General features: G+C 68.8%; 16 protein-coding genes. 7 read left to right on the top strand and 9 right to left on the bottom strand.

All coding sequences use genetic code 11. The annotated features are described in order from the left end of the window. Nucleotides 1-15: 15 nt before the first annotated feature. On the bottom strand, nucleotides 16-1,791 hold the full coding sequence (locus KY572_RS17305) for a hypothetical protein (protein ID WP_224243818.1): 1,776 nt from the start codon (nucleotides 1,789-1,791) through the stop codon (nucleotides 16-18). Between the two features lie 299 nt (nucleotides 1,792-2,090). Between KY572_RS17305 and KY572_RS17300 the strand changes: the two genes are divergently transcribed. Then, complete coding sequence (locus KY572_RS17300) at nucleotides 2,091-2,468, top strand: ester cyclase (protein WP_224243817.1); 378 nt, start codon at nucleotides 2,091-2,093, stop codon at nucleotides 2,466-2,468. Nucleotides 2,469-2,598: 130 nt separating this feature from the next. Here the strand turns inward: KY572_RS17300 and KY572_RS17295 are convergent, their stop codons facing one another. Beyond that, complete coding sequence (locus KY572_RS17295) at nucleotides 2,599-2,853, bottom strand: hypothetical protein (RefSeq protein WP_224243816.1); 255 nt, start codon at nucleotides 2,851-2,853, stop codon at nucleotides 2,599-2,601. Between the two features lie 168 nt (nucleotides 2,854-3,021). Next, nucleotides 3,022-5,913, bottom strand: coding sequence for a spermine/spermidine synthase domain-containing protein (locus tag KY572_RS17290; protein ID WP_224243815.1), 2,892 nt, complete (start codon nucleotides 5,911-5,913; stop codon nucleotides 3,022-3,024). Between the two features lie 43 nt (nucleotides 5,914-5,956). On the opposite strand from KY572_RS17290, the gene KY572_RS17285 reads away from it, so the two are divergent. From KY572_RS17285 to mrpC, 3 genes are all read left to right on the top strand, one after another. Continuing rightward, nucleotides 5,957-6,994 carry a sensor histidine kinase gene (locus KY572_RS17285; protein WP_224243814.1) on the top strand — a complete coding sequence of 346 codons (1,038 nt, stop codon included), beginning with the start codon at nucleotides 5,957-5,959 and terminating at the stop codon, nucleotides 6,992-6,994. A 9-nt stretch (nucleotides 6,995-7,003) separates the two neighbouring features. Then, entirely contained in the window at nucleotides 7,004-8,449 is a 1,446-nt protein-coding gene (locus KY572_RS17280; protein WP_224243813.1) for a sigma-54-dependent transcriptional regulator, read from the top strand. Nucleotides 8,450-8,736: 287 nt separating this feature from the next. After that, nucleotides 8,737-9,483 carry a Crp/Fnr family transcriptional regulator MrpC gene (gene mrpC, locus KY572_RS17275; RefSeq protein WP_224243812.1) on the top strand — a complete coding sequence of 249 codons (747 nt, stop codon included), beginning with the start codon at nucleotides 8,737-8,739 and terminating at the stop codon, nucleotides 9,481-9,483. Nucleotides 9,484-9,565: 82 nt separating this feature from the next. On the opposite strand, the gene KY572_RS17270 is transcribed toward mrpC, so the two are convergent. After that, nucleotides 9,566-10,654: a DUF2600 family protein gene (locus KY572_RS17270; RefSeq protein WP_224243811.1), complete on the bottom strand. Its 1,089-nt coding sequence runs from the start codon at nucleotides 10,652-10,654 to the stop codon at nucleotides 9,566-9,568. Nucleotides 10,655-10,780: 126 nt separating this feature from the next. Here KY572_RS17270 and KY572_RS17265 point away from each other — a divergent pair, with 126 nt between their 5' ends. Then, entirely contained in the window at nucleotides 10,781-12,625 is a 1,845-nt protein-coding gene (locus KY572_RS17265; RefSeq protein WP_224243810.1) for a MutS-related protein, read from the top strand. Nucleotides 12,626-12,637: 12 nt separating this feature from the next. On the opposite strand, the gene KY572_RS17260 is transcribed toward KY572_RS17265, so the two are convergent. The 3 genes from KY572_RS17260 to KY572_RS17250 are packed head-to-tail and all read right to left on the bottom strand — an operon-like array spanning nucleotide 12,638 to nucleotide 15,066. After that, nucleotides 12,638-13,300: an SRPBCC family protein gene (locus KY572_RS17260; protein WP_224243808.1), complete on the bottom strand. Its 663-nt coding sequence runs from the start codon at nucleotides 13,298-13,300 to the stop codon at nucleotides 12,638-12,640. Next, nucleotides 13,297-13,947, bottom strand: coding sequence for a 2OG-Fe(II) oxygenase (locus KY572_RS17255; RefSeq protein ID WP_224243807.1), 651 nt, complete (start codon nucleotides 13,945-13,947; stop codon nucleotides 13,297-13,299). The genes KY572_RS17260 and KY572_RS17255 overlap by 4 nt, the downstream gene beginning before the upstream one ends. 30 nt (nucleotides 13,948-13,977) lie before the next feature. After that, complete coding sequence (locus KY572_RS17250; RefSeq protein WP_224243805.1) at nucleotides 13,978-15,066, bottom strand: NAD(P)H-dependent flavin oxidoreductase; 1,089 nt, start codon at nucleotides 15,064-15,066, stop codon at nucleotides 13,978-13,980. 197 nt (nucleotides 15,067-15,263) lie between these two features. On the opposite strand from KY572_RS17250, the gene KY572_RS17245 reads away from it, so the two are divergent. Together KY572_RS17245 and KY572_RS17240 are read left to right on the top strand one after the other, a co-directional pair. Beyond that, nucleotides 15,264-18,005: a fused MFS/spermidine synthase gene (locus KY572_RS17245; protein WP_224243803.1), complete on the top strand. Its 2,742-nt coding sequence runs from the start codon at nucleotides 15,264-15,266 to the stop codon at nucleotides 18,003-18,005. After that, nucleotides 18,002-20,251, top strand: coding sequence for a fused MFS/spermidine synthase (locus KY572_RS17240; protein ID WP_224243802.1), 2,250 nt, complete (start codon nucleotides 18,002-18,004; stop codon nucleotides 20,249-20,251). The genes KY572_RS17245 and KY572_RS17240 overlap by 4 nt, the downstream gene beginning before the upstream one ends. Before the next feature lie 12 nt (nucleotides 20,252-20,263). Here KY572_RS17240 and KY572_RS17235 read toward each other — a convergent pair whose 3' ends face one another. Both KY572_RS17235 and KY572_RS17230 read right to left on the bottom strand, forming a co-directional pair. Further along, the gene (locus KY572_RS17235) at nucleotides 20,264-20,794 is read right to left on the bottom strand and encodes a hypothetical protein (protein WP_224243801.1); all 531 of its coding nucleotides are present in this window, start codon (nucleotides 20,792-20,794) and stop codon (nucleotides 20,264-20,266) included. Nucleotides 20,795-20,880: 86 nt separating this feature from the next. Continuing rightward, nucleotides 20,881-22,053: a thiolase family protein gene (locus KY572_RS17230; protein ID WP_224243800.1), complete on the bottom strand. Its 1,173-nt coding sequence runs from the start codon at nucleotides 22,051-22,053 to the stop codon at nucleotides 20,881-20,883. Nucleotides 22,054-22,094: the final 41 nt, after the last annotated feature.

Below are 22,094 nucleotides of genomic sequence, written 5' to 3'. Positions count from 1 at the left end.
GCTGGCGCGCGAGGCTCAGGAGACATGGTAGGCGGCGAAGAGGTCCTGGAGGTACTTGACCGTTCGGGGATCCTTGGTGGTGAGCAAGGCGACCCGCTTCCGCCAGAGCGGGCCCGAGCGATTCGGCGTGTCGGTGAAGATCCACAGCCTCAAGGCCAGCACGAGGTGCGCGCGCGCCTTGTCATTGAGCACGATGACCTTTCCCGTGCTGTCCTTGATGGGTTCGTTGTTGATGCGGATGAAGGTGTTGACCGCGCGCGTGAGCTCGAGGATCCGCTCGAACGTAGGCTCCTTCTCGTCCGTGGAGGTCGTATCGCTGGCGAGGCTCACGAGGTACTTGCCGTCGGCATACCGGGCGAACTCCTTGGCCGTCTTGGAGGTCGTGTCATCGAAGTAGAGGATGGGGATGCCGAGGAAGCCCGCCCCGTCGAGGGTGCCAGAGCGGAAGCCGACGCCGAAGAGCTTGTCTCCATAGCGCTCCTGCAAGGCGATGAAGATCGCCATCATCTTCGCCTCGGTCGGAGCGTGGTCGGGCTTCTCGCCGAAGATGCCCACACCTCGGAAGGCCTGCATGGCCTGAGATGACGCCGAGGACTTCACATCCGGGTCCTCGAAGAAGGGGCTCGGGAGGTGGATGAAGGTAAAGCCTCCCTTCTCCGGGGCGTAGGTCTCCTGGAGTTTGGCGACCTCGAGCCGGCCGATGTCTCCGAACAGGATGACATGCGTGATGGCCTTGCCCGAGGGCTTGAACTCGCTCTTGGCGTCCGCCGCGGTGGCGGTGCCCTTCTTGGGCGCCTCGGCCGCATTGGCTGTCTTGAAGCCCTCCAGGATGGCCGCGAGGTTCTGCGGGGTCATCGCCCGGGCATCCCCCGCCTCGTGGCCGCGTCGGACGAAGACCAGCGCGATGAGATTGACCGCACTGGCCTTGGGGAGCTTCGTCTTGGTGTTGTCGTTCGCCTCGGTCAGGAAGCGGTTGATGTAGAACTTCGACAGGTAGGACACCTCCACGTAGGGGTTCTTGATGGCGGTGGAGAGTGCTCGGTCGCTGAAGTAGTCCCGGAAGCTGGCGTGAATTTCGTCCTGGACGAGCAGGTTGGCCTTGAAGAACCGGGCGATGAGCCGCGTGCACTCCTCCCGGCTGCTGGCCGCGCTCTTCGAGTCCTTCACGATCTGCTCGTGAGGCAGATAGTAGTAGAGGAACTCCTTCTGGGCCGCCGAGGCCGCTTTCGGACTTCCCTCCGTCCCGATGACCACCTGGACGCTCGGGCTGATCAGCGCGGCGATCAACCCATGGTACGTCTCCCCGTTCTGTCCCTTCACGATGTCGAAGCACAGGGGCGTTTTGTTGGTGGAGGGGGTGTACTTCGTCTCCGCCCCGGGTGCCCATGGCAGGCTGCGCTCCACCGTCACCTTCGCCGACTGATCCCAGAACGCTTTGTAGCCCGCCTCAAAGGAGGCGCCGTCGACCACAACCAGGTCCGGCCCCTTGGAGGGTGCCACTGGAGCGCCCTTCTTGTTGGCAGCGGAAGCCTTGGTGTCGGCCCCCTTGGCGGTGGAAGCCTTGGGCGCGGTGCTCGAGGCCAGCGAACCGAGCAGCGTCTCGCGCCACGCGCTGCGGAAGCCCAGGGCATAGCAGAGCGGGCAGTCGATGGTGGCCTTCACCTCCTCCTTGGACGTTTTGGCGTCACTGTCCTTGTCGTCCCCCTTGGCGGCCTTTCCATCTCCGAAGGGGCGGGCCTTCTTCTTGGGGTTGAAGGAGAAGACAGGGTTTGTCTTGTGGAAGCAGGACACCGGCACACTCCTTGAGGAAGTTACCGAGGCGATTTCCTGGGCCTTGAAGCACGAGCAGGAATCCGAAGGCGAGAGGATAGCCGATGCTCGGGTGGCGCTGGATCTGGCCCTGAGTCACCGCCGCGTCCTGGGAGAACGCGGGTGCGTCTGGCTCGGACGCACTGCCTTGCGAGAACTCGCTCTTCGCGGTGGGGAGGACAGGCGCTCTGGGGGTTTCCCCTAACTTGCTCCATGGCCTGTGCCCTGCACTCTCATGGGACTCGCTGCCGCAGCCACCTCGCAGCGCGAAAGGGCGTCCGATGTCCGTCCACGAGAACAAGAAGCTGGTGCGCAACTTCTGGGAGCAGGTGTTCAACCACGGCAACATGGCCCCGATCGATCAGCTGATCGGCCCGGACTACACCTACAACGGCCAGCCGGGCACGGCCTCGGGGACCAAGGCCTGGGCGGAGGCCTTGAGGAAGCAGCTCCCGGACATGCACTTCACCATCGAGGATCTGATCGGCGAGGAGGACAAGGTGGCCATTCGCTGGACGCTGGTCGGCACGGACAGCACCAGCGGGCAGCGCGTCACCTCCTCCGCCACCAACATCATCACCCTGCGCCACGGCAGGGCGATCTCGAACTGGCAGAACGGCGGGACGAGCTTTCAGCCCGTCTCCTCGCAGGCGGCTTGATCGAGCGCTTCCAGCGCCTCGGGCACCTGGAGCCCAGAAAAGCAGAAAGGCGGCGGGGTCCCTCTTGGGCCCGCGCCGCCTCTTCCACCGGGAAGTGCCCCGCCGAAGCAGGGCTCCCCCAGAACGAGAACTAGTAAGCGTTGTTCTCGGCGAAGCTCTTCATCGTCTTCTTGTTCAGGGTGGCGTTGGAGCTCGCACCGTCGTTGGAGACGCTGGAGTTACCCGCCAGGGCCGCCGCGGAGGCGCCGAACAGCTTGCGGATGTTGTCGCCGAACAGCGTGATCACGCCGATGGCCGCGATCGCGATCAGGGCCACGATGATGATGTACTCGGTCATGCCTTGACCACGAGCCTTGCGCAGCTGCTTCTTCGGAAGGGCCTTCATGAGATACTCCCTGGGGGGTATGGCGGTGGGGAAACGGCACCCTTCAATATCGAGGGCATGCGGACACTAGAGAGATCCGGCCAGCACTACCATCGGTCATCGGGAGGATGGATGGAAAGGCGCGTAATTCCAGGAACTTGAGCCTCTCCGGAGGACCCTGGAGCCGGATCACGGCGTCCCCGGAGCCGCCTCGGCGGGCGCCGAAACCGCGGGACCCGAGGGGATACAGGCCTGTGGCACGACCTCGCAGATCCCCTTGAGCGCCTTGGCCAGCTCCGCATCCTCCGGATGAGCCGCCACTCGAGCCCGCCCCAGCGCCACGGCCTCGGTGAGTCCGGACGCAGGCGTCCATGCGGTGCGCGAGGACCAGGCCCGAGCCGTCATCAGCCGCAGCCAGGCGGAGACGAAGCGGGGATCCTCGCGCCCCCGCTCCAGCGCCGGCGCGAGCACTGACTCGGCCAGCGTCAGATCCTTCTGGGCGATGGTGGTGTTGGCGAGCGCCACCCGGGCCTCCAGGCTGTCCGGCGCCAGCGAGTACCAGAGCGCCGCGGCCCCGCGCAGGAGCGGATCATTGATGGCGTGGTTGCGATCCAGGTTGCGGTAGAGGTGGGCCGCCTGCTCGGCGGTGGGCGGGTTCTCCTGGAGGTAGCGGTGGATCCACAGCCGCGCGCCACCATCCGGCCCGCGGCGCTCGTCGTGGACGCGCGTCTCCTGGTTCTGGAGGAAGAAGGCCACCGGCGCGGCGTACTCGAGCAGGTTGTGGTCGTCGGTGTTGATGGGGCCGGTGCGGGCGAACTCGCGCTGCCCCTCGTCGCTGTGCACCTGCTTGGCGAGCAGCCCGAACACGTCGTGGATGTCGGTGCGCCCCAGGTCCTCGCGCACGTCCGGCAGGGCCATGCGCTCGGCTACCTGCCGCGCGTCGAACGTCAGCGGCTTGCGGCTGGCCACGAGGATGAGGTCCGTCGGGCCCAGCCAGGTGGTGGCGTAGGGGAACGTCTCGCGCAGGGTGCGCATGACGAGCCGGATGATCTCCTCGCTGCTCTCGTAGGTGTGGATCCACTGCACCAGGATGCCGTCCTCGGTGAGGTGCTGATCCACGGTGCGGAAGAAGTCCCGCGAGAAGAGGCCGGAGACGCCCGCCACCCAGGGGTTGGACGGCTCGCTGATGACGAGATCGTACTTGAGCGGCGCCAGCGCCATGAACGTCTTGGCGTCGTCGATGTGGACGAACGTCCGCGGATCATCCACGGCGTTGCGGTTGACGGCCTTGAAGAGGCGGGCCGCCTCCACCACGGCGGGGGAGATCTCCACCATGTCCAGGTGCTTGACGGGGTGGGCCAGCACCGAGCCCGCCGTGACGCCCGAGCCAGCGCCCACCAGGAGCACGTTCTCCGGCGGGCGCGGGTGCAGCAGCATGCCCAGGTGGCCGGCGAGGATCTGCGTCTCCATGTCCAGGCCGGTGGAGGCGTCCACCTTGCCGTTGAGCTTCAGGAAGCGGTGCCCGCCCTTCAGCTCGCCCACCAGCACGGTGGCGAAGGTGTCGTCCTGGTAGAAGAGGGGCTGGGTGCTCTGCTCGAAGGTGGAGACGGCCTCGTCGTAGCTCCGGGGCGGCGCCTCCATCATGCGGAAGGACGCGATGCCCGACAGCCGCGTGGCCCAGCCGGACATGGGCAGGAGGAACAGCAGGCCGCAGGCCACTCCGACACCCAGCGGCCAGAAGGCGCGGGCTGGCTGAGCGGGGCGCCCGGGGACGGCGGCGAAGGCCACCGCGGCGGCCACGAGGTTGCCCACCAGCCCGGCGATGAAGTTGCCCTCCATGCCCCACCACGGCATCAGCACCAGCCCGCCCAGCGCCGCGCCCGTGATGGTGCCCAGGGTGTTCCACAGGTACACGCCGCCCAGCTGGCGCCCCACCTCCGTCACCTTCGCGGTGGCCACGCGCGCCGCCGCCGGGAAGGCCGCGCCCATGAAGAACGTCGGCACCAGCAGCACCACGCAGCAGAACACGAAGGTGAGGCCCTGGAAGTACGGCCACGTGTCCAGCGAGCGCGTCATCACGAACTGCGCCTTGCGGAACAGGTAGGGCAGCCGGACGTAGAGCGGCAGCGCCACGCACACGCTGGCCACCAGCGCCACCTGCAGCCACGCGAACAGGCGCAGCAGGTCCCCCCTCCCCTTGCGCGTCATCAGCCAGAAGCTGCCCAGGCCGATGCCCAGGATGAAGGCCGTGAGGATGAGCGTGAAGGCGTAGGTGGAGGCCCCCAGGACGACGGACAGCAGGCGGATCCACGTCACCTGGTAGAGCATGGACGTGAAGCCCGACAGCGCCACGCCCAGCAGCGCGGCCCGCACCGCCGAGCGGGGATAGGACAGCTCGTCACCGCTCTCGGCGGACGCGGCCCCCTCGGCCGACGTGTCCTGGACGAGCGCGGGCGGGGGCTTGCGCGCCAGCGCGATGGCCCCGAGCGCCAGCAGGATGTTGAGCGTCGCGGCCAGCTTCGCCGACAGCGACAGGCCGATGGCCGGCACCAGGCTGACGCCCGCGAGGAAGACGCCCAGCGCGGCGCCCAGGCTGTTGATGGCGTACAGGCGCGCCAGCTCGCGCCGCACGTGGGCCAGCGTCGCGGAGAAGTGCCGCACCAGCGCCGGCAGCGTGCCGCCCATGAGCATGGTGGGCACCACCAGGGACAGCGCCGCCAGCGCCAGCTTGGGCACCACCCTCGCCCCGTCCGGCACCTTCACCGCCACCGCCAGGTATGCCGCGCTCAGCAGCTCCAGCACCCAGGGGAACAGCAGCGCGTAGATGCCCACCCCCAGCTCCAGCAGGCCGTACATGGCCAGGGGGCTCTTCACCCGGTCTGCTGTTCTCCCGAAGACATATGCCCCCAGTGCCAACCCTCCCATGAAGGTGGCGAGCACCACGGCATGCGCCTGCCCGCTGTTCCCGAGCACATTGGCGAGATACTTGGACCAGACGAGCTCATAGACCAGGGCGGTCGCCCCGGAGAGGAACAGGAAGCTTGAAACCAGATTCTTCGGGAAGCCCGAGGCACCGTGCATGGGGACAGCGCGGAACCTTACTCGTTATGTTCAGGTCCGACCAATGAACGCCCACCTCCTGCAAGCCCTGCAGCTCGTCTGGTCCCCAGGCATGCGGATCACCCGCGTGGAGGGAGACTGCACCGCCGTGCTCCGCCGCTCCGCCGCGGAGCTCCAGGATGCGCCGCTTCACCTGGCCCTGGGCATCTCTCCCGAGCGCGCCCGCGAGCTGGATACCCGCGCCCGCGAGGACCGCCGAGCCGTGGAGTTCATCTCCGCCCGGCTCGGCCCCAAGCCCAGGCCCCCGGCAGCGGAGAAGCAGAACCCCTACGCCGAGGGCCCGCCCTCCCGCACCGAGGAGCCCGCGCCCCTGCGCCTGGTGCTCGGCCTGGAGGCAGGCGAGGCCACGGCCGCCATCCAGGACCTGGACGCCCTGCTGGACGGCGCCCCTCCGGTGCAGATCTCCAAGCTCTCCTCCTCCCTCAGCCATGAGATCCGCAACCCGCTCAGCTCCGTGAAGATGGCGGTGCAGACGCTCCAGCGGAACACCGGCCTGTCGGACCGGGACAAGCGCCGGCTGACCATCGCCAACCGGGAGATCCGCACCATGGAGCGGATGCTCTGGCTGCTCTCCGAGTACGGCCGCGACAGCGTGCCCAACCTGGAGCAGCAGCCCCTGCGCACGGTGATTCAAGAGGCCCAGGCCATGGTGGCCCCCGAGCTGGCCGAGCGCCGCATCGAGCTGAAGGTGGAGGAGGATCCGGAGCTGCCTCGGGTGCGTGTGGATGCCACCCGCCTGCGGCCCGTGCTCGCCCAGCTCCTGCTCAACATCGCCATGGGTCAGCCCGAGGACTCCCAGGTCGAGGTCCAGCTGCGCCGTGGCGCCTCGGGCCAGCCCTTGATGGTCCTCAAGGACTCCGCCGCCGCCCTTCCCCCGGAGGAGCGCGGAACCCTCTTCGAGCCCTTCGGCTCGCGCCTGGCTCGCGGGGCGGGCCTCTCCCTTGCCGCGCTCCGACGTGTCATGCTCAACCAGGGGGGTGACATCTCGGCCGAGGGAAGCTCGGACCCGGGAATGGTGTTCACACTCACCTTCGCCGTGTGAGTGAGCCGCATGGAGACCCTTCTCATCATCGATGACGACGTGGGGCTCCTGGAGAACCTCCAGATGCACTTCGAGGAGATCCTCCAGGATGGCGCACCGCGTTATCACGTGGTGACGGCCACCAACGCGGCCGCGGGCCTCAAGGCCGCCCAGGAGGCCATGCCCAGCGTGGTCATCCTGGACATGATGCTGCCGGACCGCAGCGGCCTGGAGATCATCGAGGAGCTCAAGACGCTGTGCGGCGACGCGCGCATCATCCTCGTCACCGCCCACCACGACATGGAGACGACCATCCGGGCCATGAAGGCCGGAGCGTTCGACTACATCCACAAGCCCTTCCCCGAGCCAGCCGCGCTGGACCTCGTGGTGGAGCGGGCCCTGGAGTACCGGCAGCTGTCGCGCCGGGCCGCCTCCGTCAACGTGGAGAACGCCGCGGCGCGCCTGGGTGACATCGTCGGCACCAGCCCGCTCATGCAGCAGCTGGTGAAGGAGATCGGCAAGGTCACCAGCAGCCGCGCCACCGTGCTCATCAACGGAGAGAGCGGCACGGGCAAGGAGCTGTTCGCCCGCGTCATCCACAACTACTCGTACGACGAGCCCAAGCCCTTCATCGGCATCAACTGCTCGGCCATCGTGGACACGCTGCTGGAGAGCGAGCTGTTCGGCCACGAGAAGGGCTCGTTCACCGGCGCCACCAGCACCAAGCTGGGCAAGTTCGAGCTGGCCGAGGACGGCACCGTCTTCCTGGACGAGATCGGCGACATGTCGCTGATGCTCCAGGCCAAGCTATTGCGCGTGCTGCAGGAGCGCGAGTTCGAGCGCGTGGGCGGAGTGAAGAAGGTCAAGCTGCGCGCGCGCGTCATCGCCGCCACCCACCGCAACCTGGCCGACGAGGTGGCCGCCGGACGCTTCCGCGAGGACCTCTACCAGCGCCTCAAGGTCATCACCCTCACCATCCCGCCCCTGCGCGAGCGGCGCGAGGACATCCCCCCGCTCGTCCACCACCTGCTGGAGCGCATCAACGAGAAGGTGCACAAGCGCGTGACGCGCGTGCCGCCAGAGGTGCTCGCGCACCTCACCCGCCTGCCCTGGCGCGGCAACGTCCGCGAGCTGGAGAACGTGCTCACCCGCGCCGTGGTGCTGGCGCCGGGCGAGGTGCTGCTGGGCGACGATCTGCCCGCCCTGGAGCCTGGCGCTCCCGAGCCGGGCTCCCCCGCCCTCACCACGCCCACCCCGGTTCCCCTGCTCGCCGCCCCTGCCGTGGACGACGCCAGCCAGATCCCCACGCTGGAGGAGGCCGAGCGCATGCTCATCCAGCGCGCCATGGCCGTGACCAAGGGCCACAAGGGCAAGGTCTGTCAGATTCTGGGGATCAGCCGGCCGACCTTGGAGCGCAAGCTCCAGAAATTCGGGCTTTCTCCGTCGGTCCCCTCGTCCTTGGGTGGACAGGGTTAGCGTCCTGTCGAAGCCCGTGGGCTTTCCGACACTGTTTCGGCCTCGACAAAGCCGTCCCGGAATTGAACGTTTCGTTCACGTTGATCAGACTGTTTGAACGTTCTGTTTCAAGTTTCGGACACAGCGCTCGCCAGATTTTGGAGCTGGAGCGCTAAGTACCCGGCATTCCTCGGTTTGTTACCCCGGGAGCATTTCATTCCCGCGTTGGCACAAAGCTTGGAAAGAAGGTCCTGCGTTCGGCACTCGGGATTCAGCCCCACCCACTTCAGCTCGCAGGAGAGAACTCAATGCACGGCTTCAACCGTCCCCTCGGCCCCATCGGTTCCAACGTCGTTGCCCCGCTGCAGACCACCAGCTCCGGAATGATGGTGACCGCGAACAAGATCGTCCCTGGCCAGGAGGCGATCGACTTCAAGGGGTACTTCAAGGTCGAGTCCTTCCCGCACAACTCGGTCATCTATCGCTACGGCGACACGACGGACCGCGTGTACCTGCTGAAGTCGGGCCGCGTGCGCCTGATGCGCGTGGGCAAGAACGGCACCCGCTCGGTGGTGAGCATCCTGCGCCCTGGCGAGATCTTCGGCGAGGTGTTCCGCCCCGAGGGCACCACCATCGAGGAGATGGCGGTGGCTTCCGGCGAGGCCGAGGTGTGGTCCATCGAGGGCCGTGACTTCCGCGCGCAGCTCGAGGCCCGCCCGGCGCTGGCCCTGGACGTGGTGCGCGCCTACGCCGAGCGCGTGCGTGCCCTGCGCAAGCGCGTGCTGGGCCTGACCTTCAAGGAGGTTCCGGCCCGCCTGGCGGACACCCTGCTCACCCTGGTCGAGGCGCACGGCGAGCGCTGCCCGCACGGCGGCGAGACGGACCTGCGCGGCATCACCCAGCAGGACCTGGCGGATCTGGTGGGCGCGTCCCGCTCGTTCGTGTCCACGCTCATCAACGAGATGAAGCGCGAGGGCGTGCTCGGCAACGTGGGCCGTATCCTCTGCGTGCGTGACCAGAAGGCACTGCGGAAGATCGCTGGCAAGGAGAAGTAATCCTCCGCTCCCGAGACCTGAACGCACGAACACACACGGGCTCGGCCGCGCGAAGCGGTCGGGCCCGCTGTGCTTTCGGGGCTCAGGCCTGGGACGGTCGGCGGGCGCGGACGGCTCGGACCAGCAGGTAGAGCGCCCAGCCCACCACGCCGATGGCCCGCAGCATCCGCTTGCGGCCCGCTCGCCGCTCGGGCCCCTGCATCTTCTTTTCACTGAGGTAGAGCGCCGGCATGCCCCGGGCGACGACCTGGTGGAAGCGCGCGTCCGGCAGCTGGCTGGCTTCCTGGATGACGCGGCGGAGGATGGCCGCGAGCTGCTCATCCCGCTGCTCCGCCGGGTAGAGGGCGATGTAGTTGAGATCGCCGCTGTCCGCGTCCTCCTGCTGATCGACGTAGTGGTCGAGCAGGGTGTTGGTCGCGTTGAACCACGGGTAGTAGCGCTCCAGGATGGTGTCGATCCGGGGCCGCTCGAGGCCCGGAGCCGTCGCGGCGCGCAGCAGGGCGTAGATGCCGATGGTGCCCGCCGAGGCGGCGGCGAACTCCCACCACTTCAGCCCCGGCCAGCCACAGTCCCGGGCGTGCCAGGCCCGAAGCGCCTCCGGCCGCTCGGAAGGCGGAAGGTGCTGGAGCACCTGGTTCTCCACGTACAGAGCCGCCAGTCGACGGACGTCCGGAGCCACCGCCGCGTAGGAAGGCAGCGCGAGCACCCCGGCACGGCCCGCGGCGACGAGGGCCGCGAGGTAGCCCCCATCGTCCTTCTCGGGGTGGAGACGGTAGTAGTCGCCGGTGGGGGGCTCGGGGCTGAAGGCATCCAGCCAGGCGTCGTGGAGGGCTCGGTAGTCCTCCGGGGAGCGGCTGGTGGAGCGATCGCACAGATTGTCGAGGTAGTCCGCGAGCGTCTGCAGGGCCACGATGGCCGTCAGCAGCTCGGAGTGGATACCCTCGGGCAGGAGGGCGTAGGCCGCCCCACCCTCGCTCTGGAAACGCTTGCCGTGGAGGCTCGCCTGCGCCTGGCGGCGAAGCTCCGGATCCGGGATGGCCGCGGCCAGGGGCCCCCACTTCTGGTCCAGCGCGATGTCCACCTGGGGGAGCAGCTCCCGGGCGAGCCGGACGCCGAGCGCCAGGGCGTGATATCCGTCTCGCAGGGTGGCGATCATCTCGTGCGGGAGCATGGCACGCCGGCCCGCCCGTGGGCAGTTTCACGGAAGCGGCCCCCGAGGCCCATCAACGATCCCCACACGGGCCGCGTCGCCGTTATCCTGCCGGCCCTCTCGCCCCGCCACCTACGCCCGGGACCTATGACCGCCTCAGCCGAGTCCACTCCGCACCGCACGTACACCGAGCGCCGAGCCGCCGCCCAGGCGAGGCTGGCGGAGCTGGATCGGGTCAACGCACGCTACGCGAACCTGCGCGGCCTCACCTTCCTGGCGGCGGCCGGAGTCGCGGGGCTCATCCTCTTCGGGCGCCTGCAGAAGCTCTACTGGTGGGCGGTGGCGGGGGCCGTGCTCGTCTACGCGGTGCTGGCCGTGCTGCACCACTACGTGTTCCGCCGGGAGGCTCGCGAGCGGCTGTACGTCACGCTGAACGAGCGGGGACTGGCCCGGCTGAGCGGCGCGTGGCGCGAGTTCACCGAGCGGGGTGAGCGCTTCCTCTCCGGCGCCCACCTGTACACTCCGGACCTGGACGTCTTCGGCCAGGCCAGCCTCTTCCAGCTGCTGAACGAGACGGCGACGCGGTCCGGCGAGGAGCGGCTGGCGTCCTGGCTGTCCGCCCCGGCCTCGGCCGCGGAGGTGGTGGAGAGGCAGGGCGCGGCGAGCGAGCTGGCGCCGCTGGTGGGGTTCCGGCAGGACCTGTGCGTCGAGGCGCAGGTGGTGTCCCGGGAGAAGGCGAACCCGGCCCGCTTCATCGAGTGGGCCGAGGCGGGCCCCTCGCTCGACTCCATCCGTTGGTCCCGGCCGCTGGCCCTCATCCTTCCGCCCATCACGATCGGGCTCTATGTGCTGGGCCAGTTCGACCTGGTGCCGCGCTGGGCGTGGTGGGTGGGGCTGTTCATTCAGCTCGGGGTGGTGGTGGCCACGCGCCGGACGCTCCGGGAGATGGAGGAGAAGATGTCCGCCGGCGAGGAGGGCTTCGTGCGCTATGCGCCCCTCTTCGCCCGCGTCGAGGGCCAGGAGGTGCGCCACCCGCTGCTCCAGAAGCTCCAGTCCGGGCTCCAGCGCGTGGGAGAGCCCCGGGTCTCCACGCACTTCCACCGCTTCAGCCGGCTGTACTCCTTCGTCGAGTTCAAGCGCCACCAGTTCCACCCGGTGGTGCACCTGTTCACGCTCTGGGACATCCACGCGCTGTTCGCGCTGGAGAACTGGAGGGCCCGGCACGGCAAGGAGGTGCGCGGCTGGTTCGAGTCGCTCGCGGAGCTGGAGGCGCTCTCGTGCCTGGCGGGCTTCGCGCATGATCGGCCGGCGTTCACCTGGCCCACGCTGGTGCCCGAGGGGCCCCGGGTGGAGGCGAAGGAGCTGGGCCACCCGCTGCTGGACAACCCGGTGCCCAATGACGTGTCGCTGCCGGGACCGCGCCACGCGCTGCTCATCACCGGCTCCAACATGTCCGGGAAGACGACGCTGATGCGGGCGGTGGGCGCCAACGTGGTGCTGGCACTGGCCGGGGCGCCGGTCTGCGCGCGGGAGTTCACGCTGTCCCCGCTCCACGTGCTCACGAGCATGCGGGTGAAGGACTCGCTGGAGCGGGGCGTGTCCTACTTCTACGCGGAGGTGCAGCGCATCAAGGCCGTGCTGGACGCGGCCGAGGCCGCGAAGGGTCAGAGCCTGTTCCTGCTGGACGAGATCCTCCTGGGCACGAACACGCGCGAGCGGCAGATCGCCTCACGCGAGGTGCTGCGGCTGCTGCTGGGCACGGGGGCCTGTGGAGCGGTGACGACGCACGATCTGTCCCTGGCCGCGCTGGCGGATGAGCAGGGCGCGCACGTGGTGAACGTCCACTTCCGGGACCACCTCGAGGACGGGAAGATGGTGTTCGACTACAAGCTGCGCCCCGGCGTGGTGGACACCACCAACGCGCTGCGGGTGCTGCGCATGGCGGGGGTGCCTGTCGTGGAGGCCGAGGACCCCCCCACGCAGCGGGCCTGACGCCGCTTCGGCTCAGGGAGAGGAGAGCTCCTTGAGCCGCCAGCGGAGCACCGCCCCCAGCACCCCCGCCGTGTCCTCCGGCAGGCGAGCGAGGTGGCTGTAGAGCGTCTCCTCGAGCTGGGAGATGACCTCGGGCGGTGCACCGGCCTCCCGGATGCCAGCGAGCACGGCGTAGGCGGCCATGCCGAGCGGATCGCCAAAGCCGAGCGACTCCTCCCAGAACTCCTCGAAGCAGGGCACGGCTTCCCCGGCGGCGACCCGGGCCAGCCGCGCCAGGTTCGCGTTCCAGTAGGCACGGTGCGCTTCGAGCGCCTCGGGACTCGAGAACGGGCCCTGCAGCAACTCGAGCCGCGTGCCTCCATCCACGGGCTGGAAGGTGAGCGAGACGCGCGTCGTCTCCGGACCAAAGTCTCCTCCTTCCCAGGCCATCTCCATCACGAGCTCTTCGCCCGGCACCACGGACAGGACGCGGCCCAGCTGCGCGAAGCGGGCTCCCTGCGCGTCGATCAGCTCCACTCGAAACGGCTCGCCCGGCGCCACGTTGCCATCCGCCCCGAGGCGGTGGCAGCCCGGAGGCGCGCCGTACCACCGCCGCAGCCGGAACGGATCCTCGAAGGCCGTGAAGAGCTCCTCCGGCGACTGAGGCATCCACCTGTCCATCACCAGCTCGCTCATGCCAGCGCTCCCGTCCGGTTGCGCACCTGGAAGTGAGGCACCTCCGCCTTCAGGGCCTCGGGCACGCGGTACTGCTCGACCACCAGGCTGATGCGTGCCCCCGAGAGCTCCGGGGCTCCGGCCTCGACCGCCGCCACCTCGTGCATCATGTCCCCTCGGAACGTCACCAGGGCTCTCGGCATGGGGGACAGTGCCGCCACACGCCTGCCACGGTGATAGAGCCGCAGCTCTCCTCCCGCGAGGTGCTCCGGCACCTGGACATAGAGGACGCTCACGGCGAGCGGGCAGCCGATGCTCTCTCCATAGAAGTTCAGGCTTCGATCGATGTGCGCCCCCACGCCGCGTCCGTTCTGGATGAGGAGCGGGTTGAGCAGGAACGCATTGCAGTCCGGCAGGAGCGCGGCCTCGAGGAAGGGAGCGAAGGCGGGGAACCGGGCCGTCACCTCGGCCAGGGCCTCGCGCCGGAAGGAGATGGAGAAGCCATAGGTGCCCGAGAACTGCTCCGTCAGGTTGCTCGCTCCGAGCAGCGAGGAGCCCAGGATGGCTGACCGGATGGACTCGACCGCATCGGGCGGCAGGGCCTCGGGTGTGCGGTGGACGAAGGTCTGGAGGCGAAAGGCCCCACTCCAGGGTGGCTGGAAGCGCATGGGGGGATTCTACCCCGCCCGCTCTCGACGTCAGGAGTGCGACTCGCGCAGGGCCGACGCGGCGGCTCCTTCGGACTCGGCGACCAGGGCCCGAACGAGCTCCGCGGCGGACATGTCGCGCGTCAGCGACGCCGCCTGGCCCGCCCAGAGCGCCATGAAGCGCGTCTCTCCCTGCTTCGCCGCCGCGCCCCTCAAGGCCACCGTGGCGTAGTGCTGCGCGGGGAATGGGAGGATGGCCTCGCTGCCCGCAAGCGCCTCGATGAACTCGTTGGAGATCATGCGGCCCGGGCGGCCCGTGAAAGCGCGGGTGATCCGTGTCGCATCATCCCGCGCCGAGCGCAGCGCGGCCTTGTGGGCCGGCGCGGTGCCTGCCTCGCGACACGTCATGAAGGCCGTGCCGAGCTGCACGCCGCTCGCCCCGAGCACGCGCGAGGCCACGATGCCACGGCCGTCCATGATTCCTCCGCTCGCGATGACCGGCAGCCGCACGGCGTCGACGACCTGGGGAACGAGCGCCATCGTCCCGACCAGGCCGGCCTCGAACGGAACGGCGAAGGTGCCTCGATGGCCCCCCGCCTCCGCGCCCTGGGCGACGATGAAGTCCACCCCCGCCGCCTCGAGCTGCCGAGCCTCCTGGACGCTCGTGGCCGTTCCCGCCACCAGGATGCCCTTCGACTTGAACGACTCGAGCACGCGGGCCGGGGGAATGCCGAACGTGAAGCTGAAGAGCGTCGGACCGGACTCGAGCACCGCCTCGACCTGCTCGAAGAAGTCGGGAAGCGCGGTCGCCGTCACCTGGGGCGCCGGCAAGCCGAGCTGCTGGTGGTAGCGCGCCAGGCGCTCCAGCATGGGAGCCGGATCGACCTTCGTCTCCGCGCTCACGGGAGCGAACAGGTTGATGGCGAACGGGCGCTGCGTGAGCGCGCGTACCGCTCGCGCCTGCCGGATGAGCTCCTCGGGAGGCAGATAGGAAGCTCCGATGGAGCCCAGCGCCCCGGCATTCGAGACCTCGGCGACCAGCTCGGGCGTGGTGATTCCTCCGCCCATGGGAGCCTGGATGATCGAGTGCTCCACCCCGAGCCGAGCCGCGAACCTGCGCCACGAGCTGGAATCCGTCACTGGGCACCTCCCGCTTCCTTGCCTGTAAAGGTGCTTCCTGGGCGCCCCCCACGGCAGCGAATTGTTTTGATGTGCCCCATCGGGAATGGAGATGCCCCCACGCCCCCGATACAGCCCTGTTTCGGGAGAGGCCCACGAATGCCCAGCAACCAGCCGGGCGGAGGAGCCTTCTCCTGTGGCATCCTCGCCTGACCCACATGGCCGCCCCCGTCCCCACCGCGCAGCATTGGGTGCTGCGTCTCTTCTTCGTCTCGGGCCTCTCGGGGATCCTCTTCGAGGTCCTCTGGACGCGCATCTTCACGTACCTGCTCGGGGGCACCTCCCACAGCGTCACCGCCGTCATCACGGCGTTCATGCTCGGCATGGGGCTGGGCGCGTACCTCTTCGGCAGGCTCGCGGACCGGCAGACCCGGCCGCTGCGCACCTATGGACTGCTGGAGCTAGGCGTAGTCTTCAGCGGGCTCATCGCGTTCTACGCCTTCCGCCACATCGAAGCGCTCTACTCGGCCCTCTACGCCTGGGCACCACAGGCCACGGTCAAGTGGCTCGTCTTCCTCATCGCCTTCGTCTTCGTCTCGCTCACCGCCACGCTCATCGGGGGCACCCTGCCCGTGCTCGCCCGGTACGTGGTGGACCGTGACAAAGGGCTGAAGGCCCAGCTGGGCCAGCTCTACTCCATCAACACCCTGGGAGCCGCCGCGGGCTCCATCCTGATGATCGCGCTGGTGTGGGTGCTGGGCTACGAGGCCGGCTATCACCTCGCGCTCGCGCTCAATGCCGTCACGGGCGCCGCGGCCCTGCTCCTGGCCCGCCGGGAGATCTCCGCGCGGCGTGCCGACACCGAGGCTCCCGCGGCCCCTCCCCTTCCTCCAGAGCGGGGAGAGACGCTCGACGGCCGCATCCTCCTGCCCGCCTTCGCCCTCTCCGGCTTCTGCGCGCTGGCGTACGAGGTCATCTGGTTCCGCCTGCTCGACTTCCTCCTGCTGGGCCGGCTCACCACGTTCGCCTGCGTCCTGTCCGTGTACCTGCTGGGCATCAGCCTCGGCAGCCTGGCCTTCAGCCGCTGGAGCCCCGCCGGCCTGAGCGACCTCAGGCTGTTCGTGGTCTTCGAAGCCGTGCTGGGCTTCCTCGGGCTGCTCAGCCTGCCGCTGCTGTCCCTGATCAGCGGAGCGGGGAACCGGACGGTCAGCATGGTCGCGGGCTTCCTCATCCTCTTCGTCATGACCCTGCTGCTGGGCGGCCTCTTCCCCCTGGCGGGCAAGCTCCACGCGGGGCCGCTGCGCCTGCTCGGCCGGACCGTCGGCAGCATCTACTCGGCCAACACCATCGGCTCGGTGCTGGGCTCGTTCCTGACCGGCTTCGTCCTCTTCCCCGTGATTGGCACCTCGGGCAGCCTCCTGCTTGTCGCGGGGCTCAACCTCGCCATCGCCGCGGGCGTTGCGGGCTTCTCGCTCCGCCCGCTGAGCACCCGATGGCTGGGGACGGGCGTGGGGCTCGCGGTGGTCGGGCTGGGGGTCTGGTTCAGCAGCGACTGGCTCACCCGCTACTACGAGCACGTCAGCCTCCGCCCCGACTTCCGCATCATCGCGCAGCAGGAGAGCAGCCTGCAGCCGGTGCTCGTGGCCGAGAACCCCCAGGGCGAGCGCGTCCTGCTGGGTGGGCCCTTCCAGTCCGGCGAGACGGTGCCCGCGCGGCGGCAGACCCAGAAGCTCCAGGCGCACCTGCCCATGCTCGTCCACCCGAACCCGCAGCGGGTGCTGGAGATTGGCTACGGCGTGGGAGAGCTCGCGCGCACCCTGCTGCTCTACCAGCCGGAGCTGCTCCACCTCGTCGAGCTCGACGAGAACATGGTCCCCATGGCCGAGCAGTACTTCGGCGCCCTCAACGAGCACGCGAGCAGCAAGCCCAACGTGCGCGTGGACGTGATGGACGGCCGGCACTTCCTGAAGATGAGCCCGGAGCAGTACGACGTCATCATGTCGGACTCGATGATCCTCGCCAGCGAGGGCAGCCTCCGGCTCTACACGGAGGAGCACTTCCGCGAGGCGCGCCGGCACCTCCGCCCCGGAGGCGTGGCGCTCGCCTGGCTGCCGCTCAACTCGGGCACCACCAAGGCGATGGTCATCCTGAAGACCTTCCAGCAGGTCTTCCCCCAGAGCCTGCTGTGGCTGCCGCTGGGCCTCAACACGCAGGAGGCCTTCCTCATCGGCTTCCGGGACGAGGCGACCATCGACCTGGCGGCCTGGCGGCAGAAGTACGAGCGGGTGGCGCGAGAGGACCTGAGCGCGTTCGGCTGGGACTCGCCGGGGCTCTTCTTCGCCAGCTTCCGCGCGGGTCCGGACCGTCTGAAGGACATCGCCGAGCGCGTGCCGATGGTGAACCGGGACATGAACCCCGTGCTGGACTTCCTCCCCCAGGAGCCGCCCGCCGAGATCGACTCCGCCGTCCGGCAGATCATCTCGTACCCGCCGGGCTCCGTCTTCGCCCACGTGAAGGACGGCGCCCCGCCGAGCCAGGATTTGCAGTCGCTGACCGAAGAGGCCCAACGCATCCACGAAGCGGATCAGCTCTTCCTCCAAGGTGTCCAGGCGCTCGACCGGTTCGGCGCCCGCCCCCCGGCGGAGGTGCTGGCGAATGCCGAGCCCCTGACGGCCGACTTCCGGCGAGCGCTCGAGGTGTACCCCCGCCACCACGCCTCCGCCGTGTGGATGGCGCAGGTGCTGGGGCTCGCCGCGAAGGTGCAGCCTCCGCTGGAGCCCGAGAAGGCCCGGGGGCTCCTGGAAGAAGCCAGCCGCTACAACCCCTCGGACCTCGCCGTGGCCGAGGCGCTCGCGCGTCTGGCCCTCCAGAGAGGTGACAAGACCGAGGCCCACAAGTACATCGAGCGGGTCCGCACGCTCGCCCCCTACTCCCGGCTCGCCGCCACTGAGACGCCATGAACGACGCTCCCGCCACACTCAGCCGTTCTCGCTTCCGCTTCCTGTGCGCGCTCCTGTTCTGCACGGGGATGACGTCGCTCATCTTCCAGATCATCTGGCTGCGCGGCTTCAGCATCATCCTCGGCAGCACCATCTACTCGATGGCCAGCGTCATCACCGTCTTCATGCTCGGGCTGGCGCTGGGGAGCCTGGCCATGTCCCGGCTGCTGAAGAACGGCCGGAAGCTGGCCCAGAGCCCGCTGGCGGCCTACGGCACGGTGGAGCTGCTGGTGGGGCTCAGCGCGCTGCTCGTCACCTGGACGCTCTTCACCCACCAGGACTTCTACCTGTCGATGTCCGGCTCGCCCACGGCGCCGCTGGTGTCGCGGATGGCCGCGCAGGTGACGGTGTGCCTGGCGCTCATCGGCGTTCCCACGGTGCTCATGGGGATGACGCTGCCGCTGTTGAGCCAGCTCGTCCCGGACCGCCGGCAGGTGTCCGCCCTCTACGGCATCAACACCATCGGCGCGGCCACGGGGAGCATCATCTCCAGCTTCTTCCTCATCTACTACTTTGGCTGCATCCGAGCCGGAGCGGTCGCCACGGCGATCAACGTCCTCATCTTCGCCGTCGCCCTGCTGACCAACCGCTTCTTCCCGCCCGCCACCGAGGCCGCCGTCGAGGAACCCGCCCCCAGCGCTGCCGACACCGCCGAGGGGCGGATGCTCAGCCGCCCGCTGATGCTGGCGCTCGCCATCTTCTCGGGCTTCGTCGCGCTCTCCTGCGAGATCACCTGGACGCGCTTCCTGTCACTGTGCTTCGGCAACCGCATCTACGTGACGAGCATCACCCTGGCCATCATCCTGCTCTTCATGGGCCAGGCGGCGCGCATGAGCAGCGCCATGCTACGCGGGTCCACGCCGCTGTGGCGCATCCTGCTGTACGCGTGCTCGCTGACGCTGATCTCCTTCTCGGCCGCGCTGCTGCTGGAGCGCTCGGCCTTCCAGCCCAAGGAGCCGGGGCTGGTGGTCCTCTTCATCCTGCTGATGGTGGTGTTCCCGGCGACGACGCTCGGGCTCATCTTCCCGCTGACGCTCGCGGCGCGGCCCGCCGGAGTGACGAACGGGGCCAGCTGGGTGGGGCTGGTGTACGGCATGAACACGCTGGCCAGCCTCGTGGGCTCGCTGGCGAGCGGCTACATCCTCATCAACCTCATCGGCTCCAACGGCCTCATCGCCTTCAACTCCGTGCTGCTGCTGATCGCCCTGGCGGGGCTGGCGTACGCGTTCCGTCCCCAGTTCAAGCTCGCGGACCATGCGCTCGGCGGAGTGGCGGTGCTCGGCTTCCTGGCCATCATCGCGCCCAAGAGCCTCGAGGTGCCGCCGGTGGTGGATGCCGAGAAGGCCATCGTCCGGACCGAGGACGCCCACGGCATCTTCAGCGTGGTGCGCGTGGATGACAGCAAGCTGCGCGTGCTGAACAACCGGACGGACCTCGTCTACCTCTATGGAGACGCCAGCACGCAGTACGTGCAGGAGTCCCAGGCCTTCCTGCCCATCCTCTACGCGCCGAAGCTGGAGAAGGCGCTGGTCATCGGCTCGGGCTACGGCATCACCGCGGGCGCCTTCTCGCGCGTGGCGGAGGTGGGCTCCATCGAGGCGGTGGAGATCGTCCCGGCGCTCGTGGAGCACGCGAAGCTGTTCAGCCCGGGCAACCACGACTACTTCTCCAACCCGCGCGTGCAGATCCACGTCACCGACGGGCGGCACTTCCTGGCCACGGCCACCGAGCGCTACGACATCATCTCGATCAACGTCTCGGACCCGTACCTGCCGGGCTCCTCGAGCCTCTTCAGCCGCGAGTTCTACGCCCTGGCCCGCTCCCGCCTGAAGCCCGGAGGCGTGCTGGCGCAGCACATCTTCGGGCCGGACATGGCCTCGCTCTACCACGGCATCCGCGAGGTGTTCCCCCACGTGAAGGGCATCCCCGCGTACGGCAACGGGCTGACGGTCATCGCCTCGGTGGAGCCGCTCCAGCCCCACCAGCGCGAGCTGTTCATGCAGCGCTACGACGGAGGCCGGGCGCTCTTGGGGACCATCGGCATCCAGGACGGGCTGGCGGGCTTCGAGCGGCTGGTGCTGATGGGCGACGAGACGCTCCAGGAGCTCTCCTCGCGCTCCCCCGCCTTCTACAACAGCGACGACATGCCCGCCCTGGAGTTCCGGCGGCTGCCGGGGCAGCTCGGCCTCTTCTACTCGAACAACTGAGCACGGCCCCCGCTACTCGGGCAGCCACTGCGCGCGCTGGTCGTCGTAGCTGTTCGCCAGGACGGCGGCCAGCTCGTGCCGCAGGGTGGACTGGAGCGTCTCTCCGCTCAGGAAGCGCATGTCCACGATGACCTTGTTCTCGCTGATGCTGCTGGTGCTCTGAACGGTGAGGCCGTTCGGCAGCGTCCCCGTGACCGTCCACTGGACCCAGTCCCACGGGTCACCCTTGAGCTCGCCCGAGAAGCCCGTGGTGGGATCCACCATGGACCAGCCCGACACCCGGAACGTCAGGGTGCTCTCCTGAACCACCTGCTGCTCGTCCCGGGTGAGCACGTTCTCGATGATCTCGTTCCGGGGCCCATCGAAGACCCGGCGCAGCAGGGTCTCCCCCCTGGCCGTGATCTGCCCGTCCGGAGAGCGGGTCGTGTTGGTGCCCTTGTAGTAATAGGTCAGCATCTGGTCGTCCCGGGCCGAGCCGCACCCCAGGCTCGACACCGCGCCCAGCACCAGCGCCATCACCGTTACCCACTGCCGCGTTCGCATGGACACTCCCTCCATGAAGAAACGGCCCCTCCCAGCAGCTGGGAGAGGCCATTTCGAGAGAACAACACGGATGTTCGCGTCGGGGACTACTTCGCCAGCTCGATGAGCGCCGCGGCGCCCATGCCGCCGCCGATGCACATGCTGACCACGCCGTAGCGGCCGTTGCGGCGCTTCAGCTCGTACAGGATGGTGGCCACCATGCGCGCACCGGACACGCCCAGCGGGTGGCCCAGGGCGATGGCGCCGCCGTTCGGGTTCACCTTGTCCAGCGGGATGCCCAGCTCACGGATGCAGTGCAGCACCTGCGCCGCGAAGGCCTCGTTCAGCTCGAAGACGTCGATGTCCTCGACCTTGAGCTTGTTCTTCGCCAGCAGCTTCTTCACCGCCGGGATGGGCCCGATGCCCATGATCTCCGGCGGCACGCCCGCCACCTGGTAGTCCAGGAAGTAGCCCAGCGGCTTCACCCCGAGCGACTTCGCCTTCTCCTCGCTCATGACGACCGCCGCCGCCGCGCCGTCCGTCAGCGGCGACGCGTTGCCCGCCGTCACCACGCCCTTGGCGTTGAAGGCCGGCTTCAGCTTCGCCAGGCCCTCCAGCGTGGTGTCCGGCCGCAGGATGGTGTCGAACGTGACGGTCACCTGCTTGGGCTTGCCGTCGTCGTCGTACACCGTCGTGGTGACCGGGAGGATCTCCTCCTTGAACTTCCCCTGCTCACGGGCCGTGGCCGCCCGGCGCTGGGACTCGTAGGCGAACTTGTCCGCGTCCGCGCGCGTCACGCTGTAGCGGGTGGCGATGTTCTCCGCCGTCGCGCCCATGGAGGTGTACACCTCCGGGTGCTTGGCCATGATCTCCGGGTTGGCGCTCACCTTGTTGCCGCCCATGGGCACCATCGTCATGGACTCGGTGCCACCGGCGACCGCCACCTGGAGCATCCCCGCCTGGATCGCCTGCGCCGCCTGGGCGATCGACTGGGTGCCCGACGAGCAGAAGCGGTTGATCGTCATCGCCGGAACGGTGTCCGGCAGGCCCGCCAGCAGGGAGGCCTGGCGAGCGACGTTCATCCCCTGCTCGGCCTCCGGCATGGCGCAGCCGAGGATGACGTCCTCCACTTCCTCCGGCTTCAGCCCGGGAACCCGAGCCACCGCCTCCTTGATGACGTGGGCGGCGAGCGTGTCCGGCCGCGTGTCCTTGAACTCTCCCTTGTGGGCGCGGGTGAACGGGGTTCGCACCGCGCTGGCAATCACGACTCGACCGGCCATGTTTCGTCTCCTCGCCTGGACAGCGTCCAGGCAGTCAAAGT

Origin of the sequence: Hyalangium gracile (assembly GCF_020103725.1) — a bacterium.
Classification (GTDB): Bacteria; Myxococcota; Myxococcia; order Myxococcales; family Myxococcaceae; genus Hyalangium; species Hyalangium gracile.
This window is presented reverse-complemented; position numbering and strand designations above follow the sequence as displayed.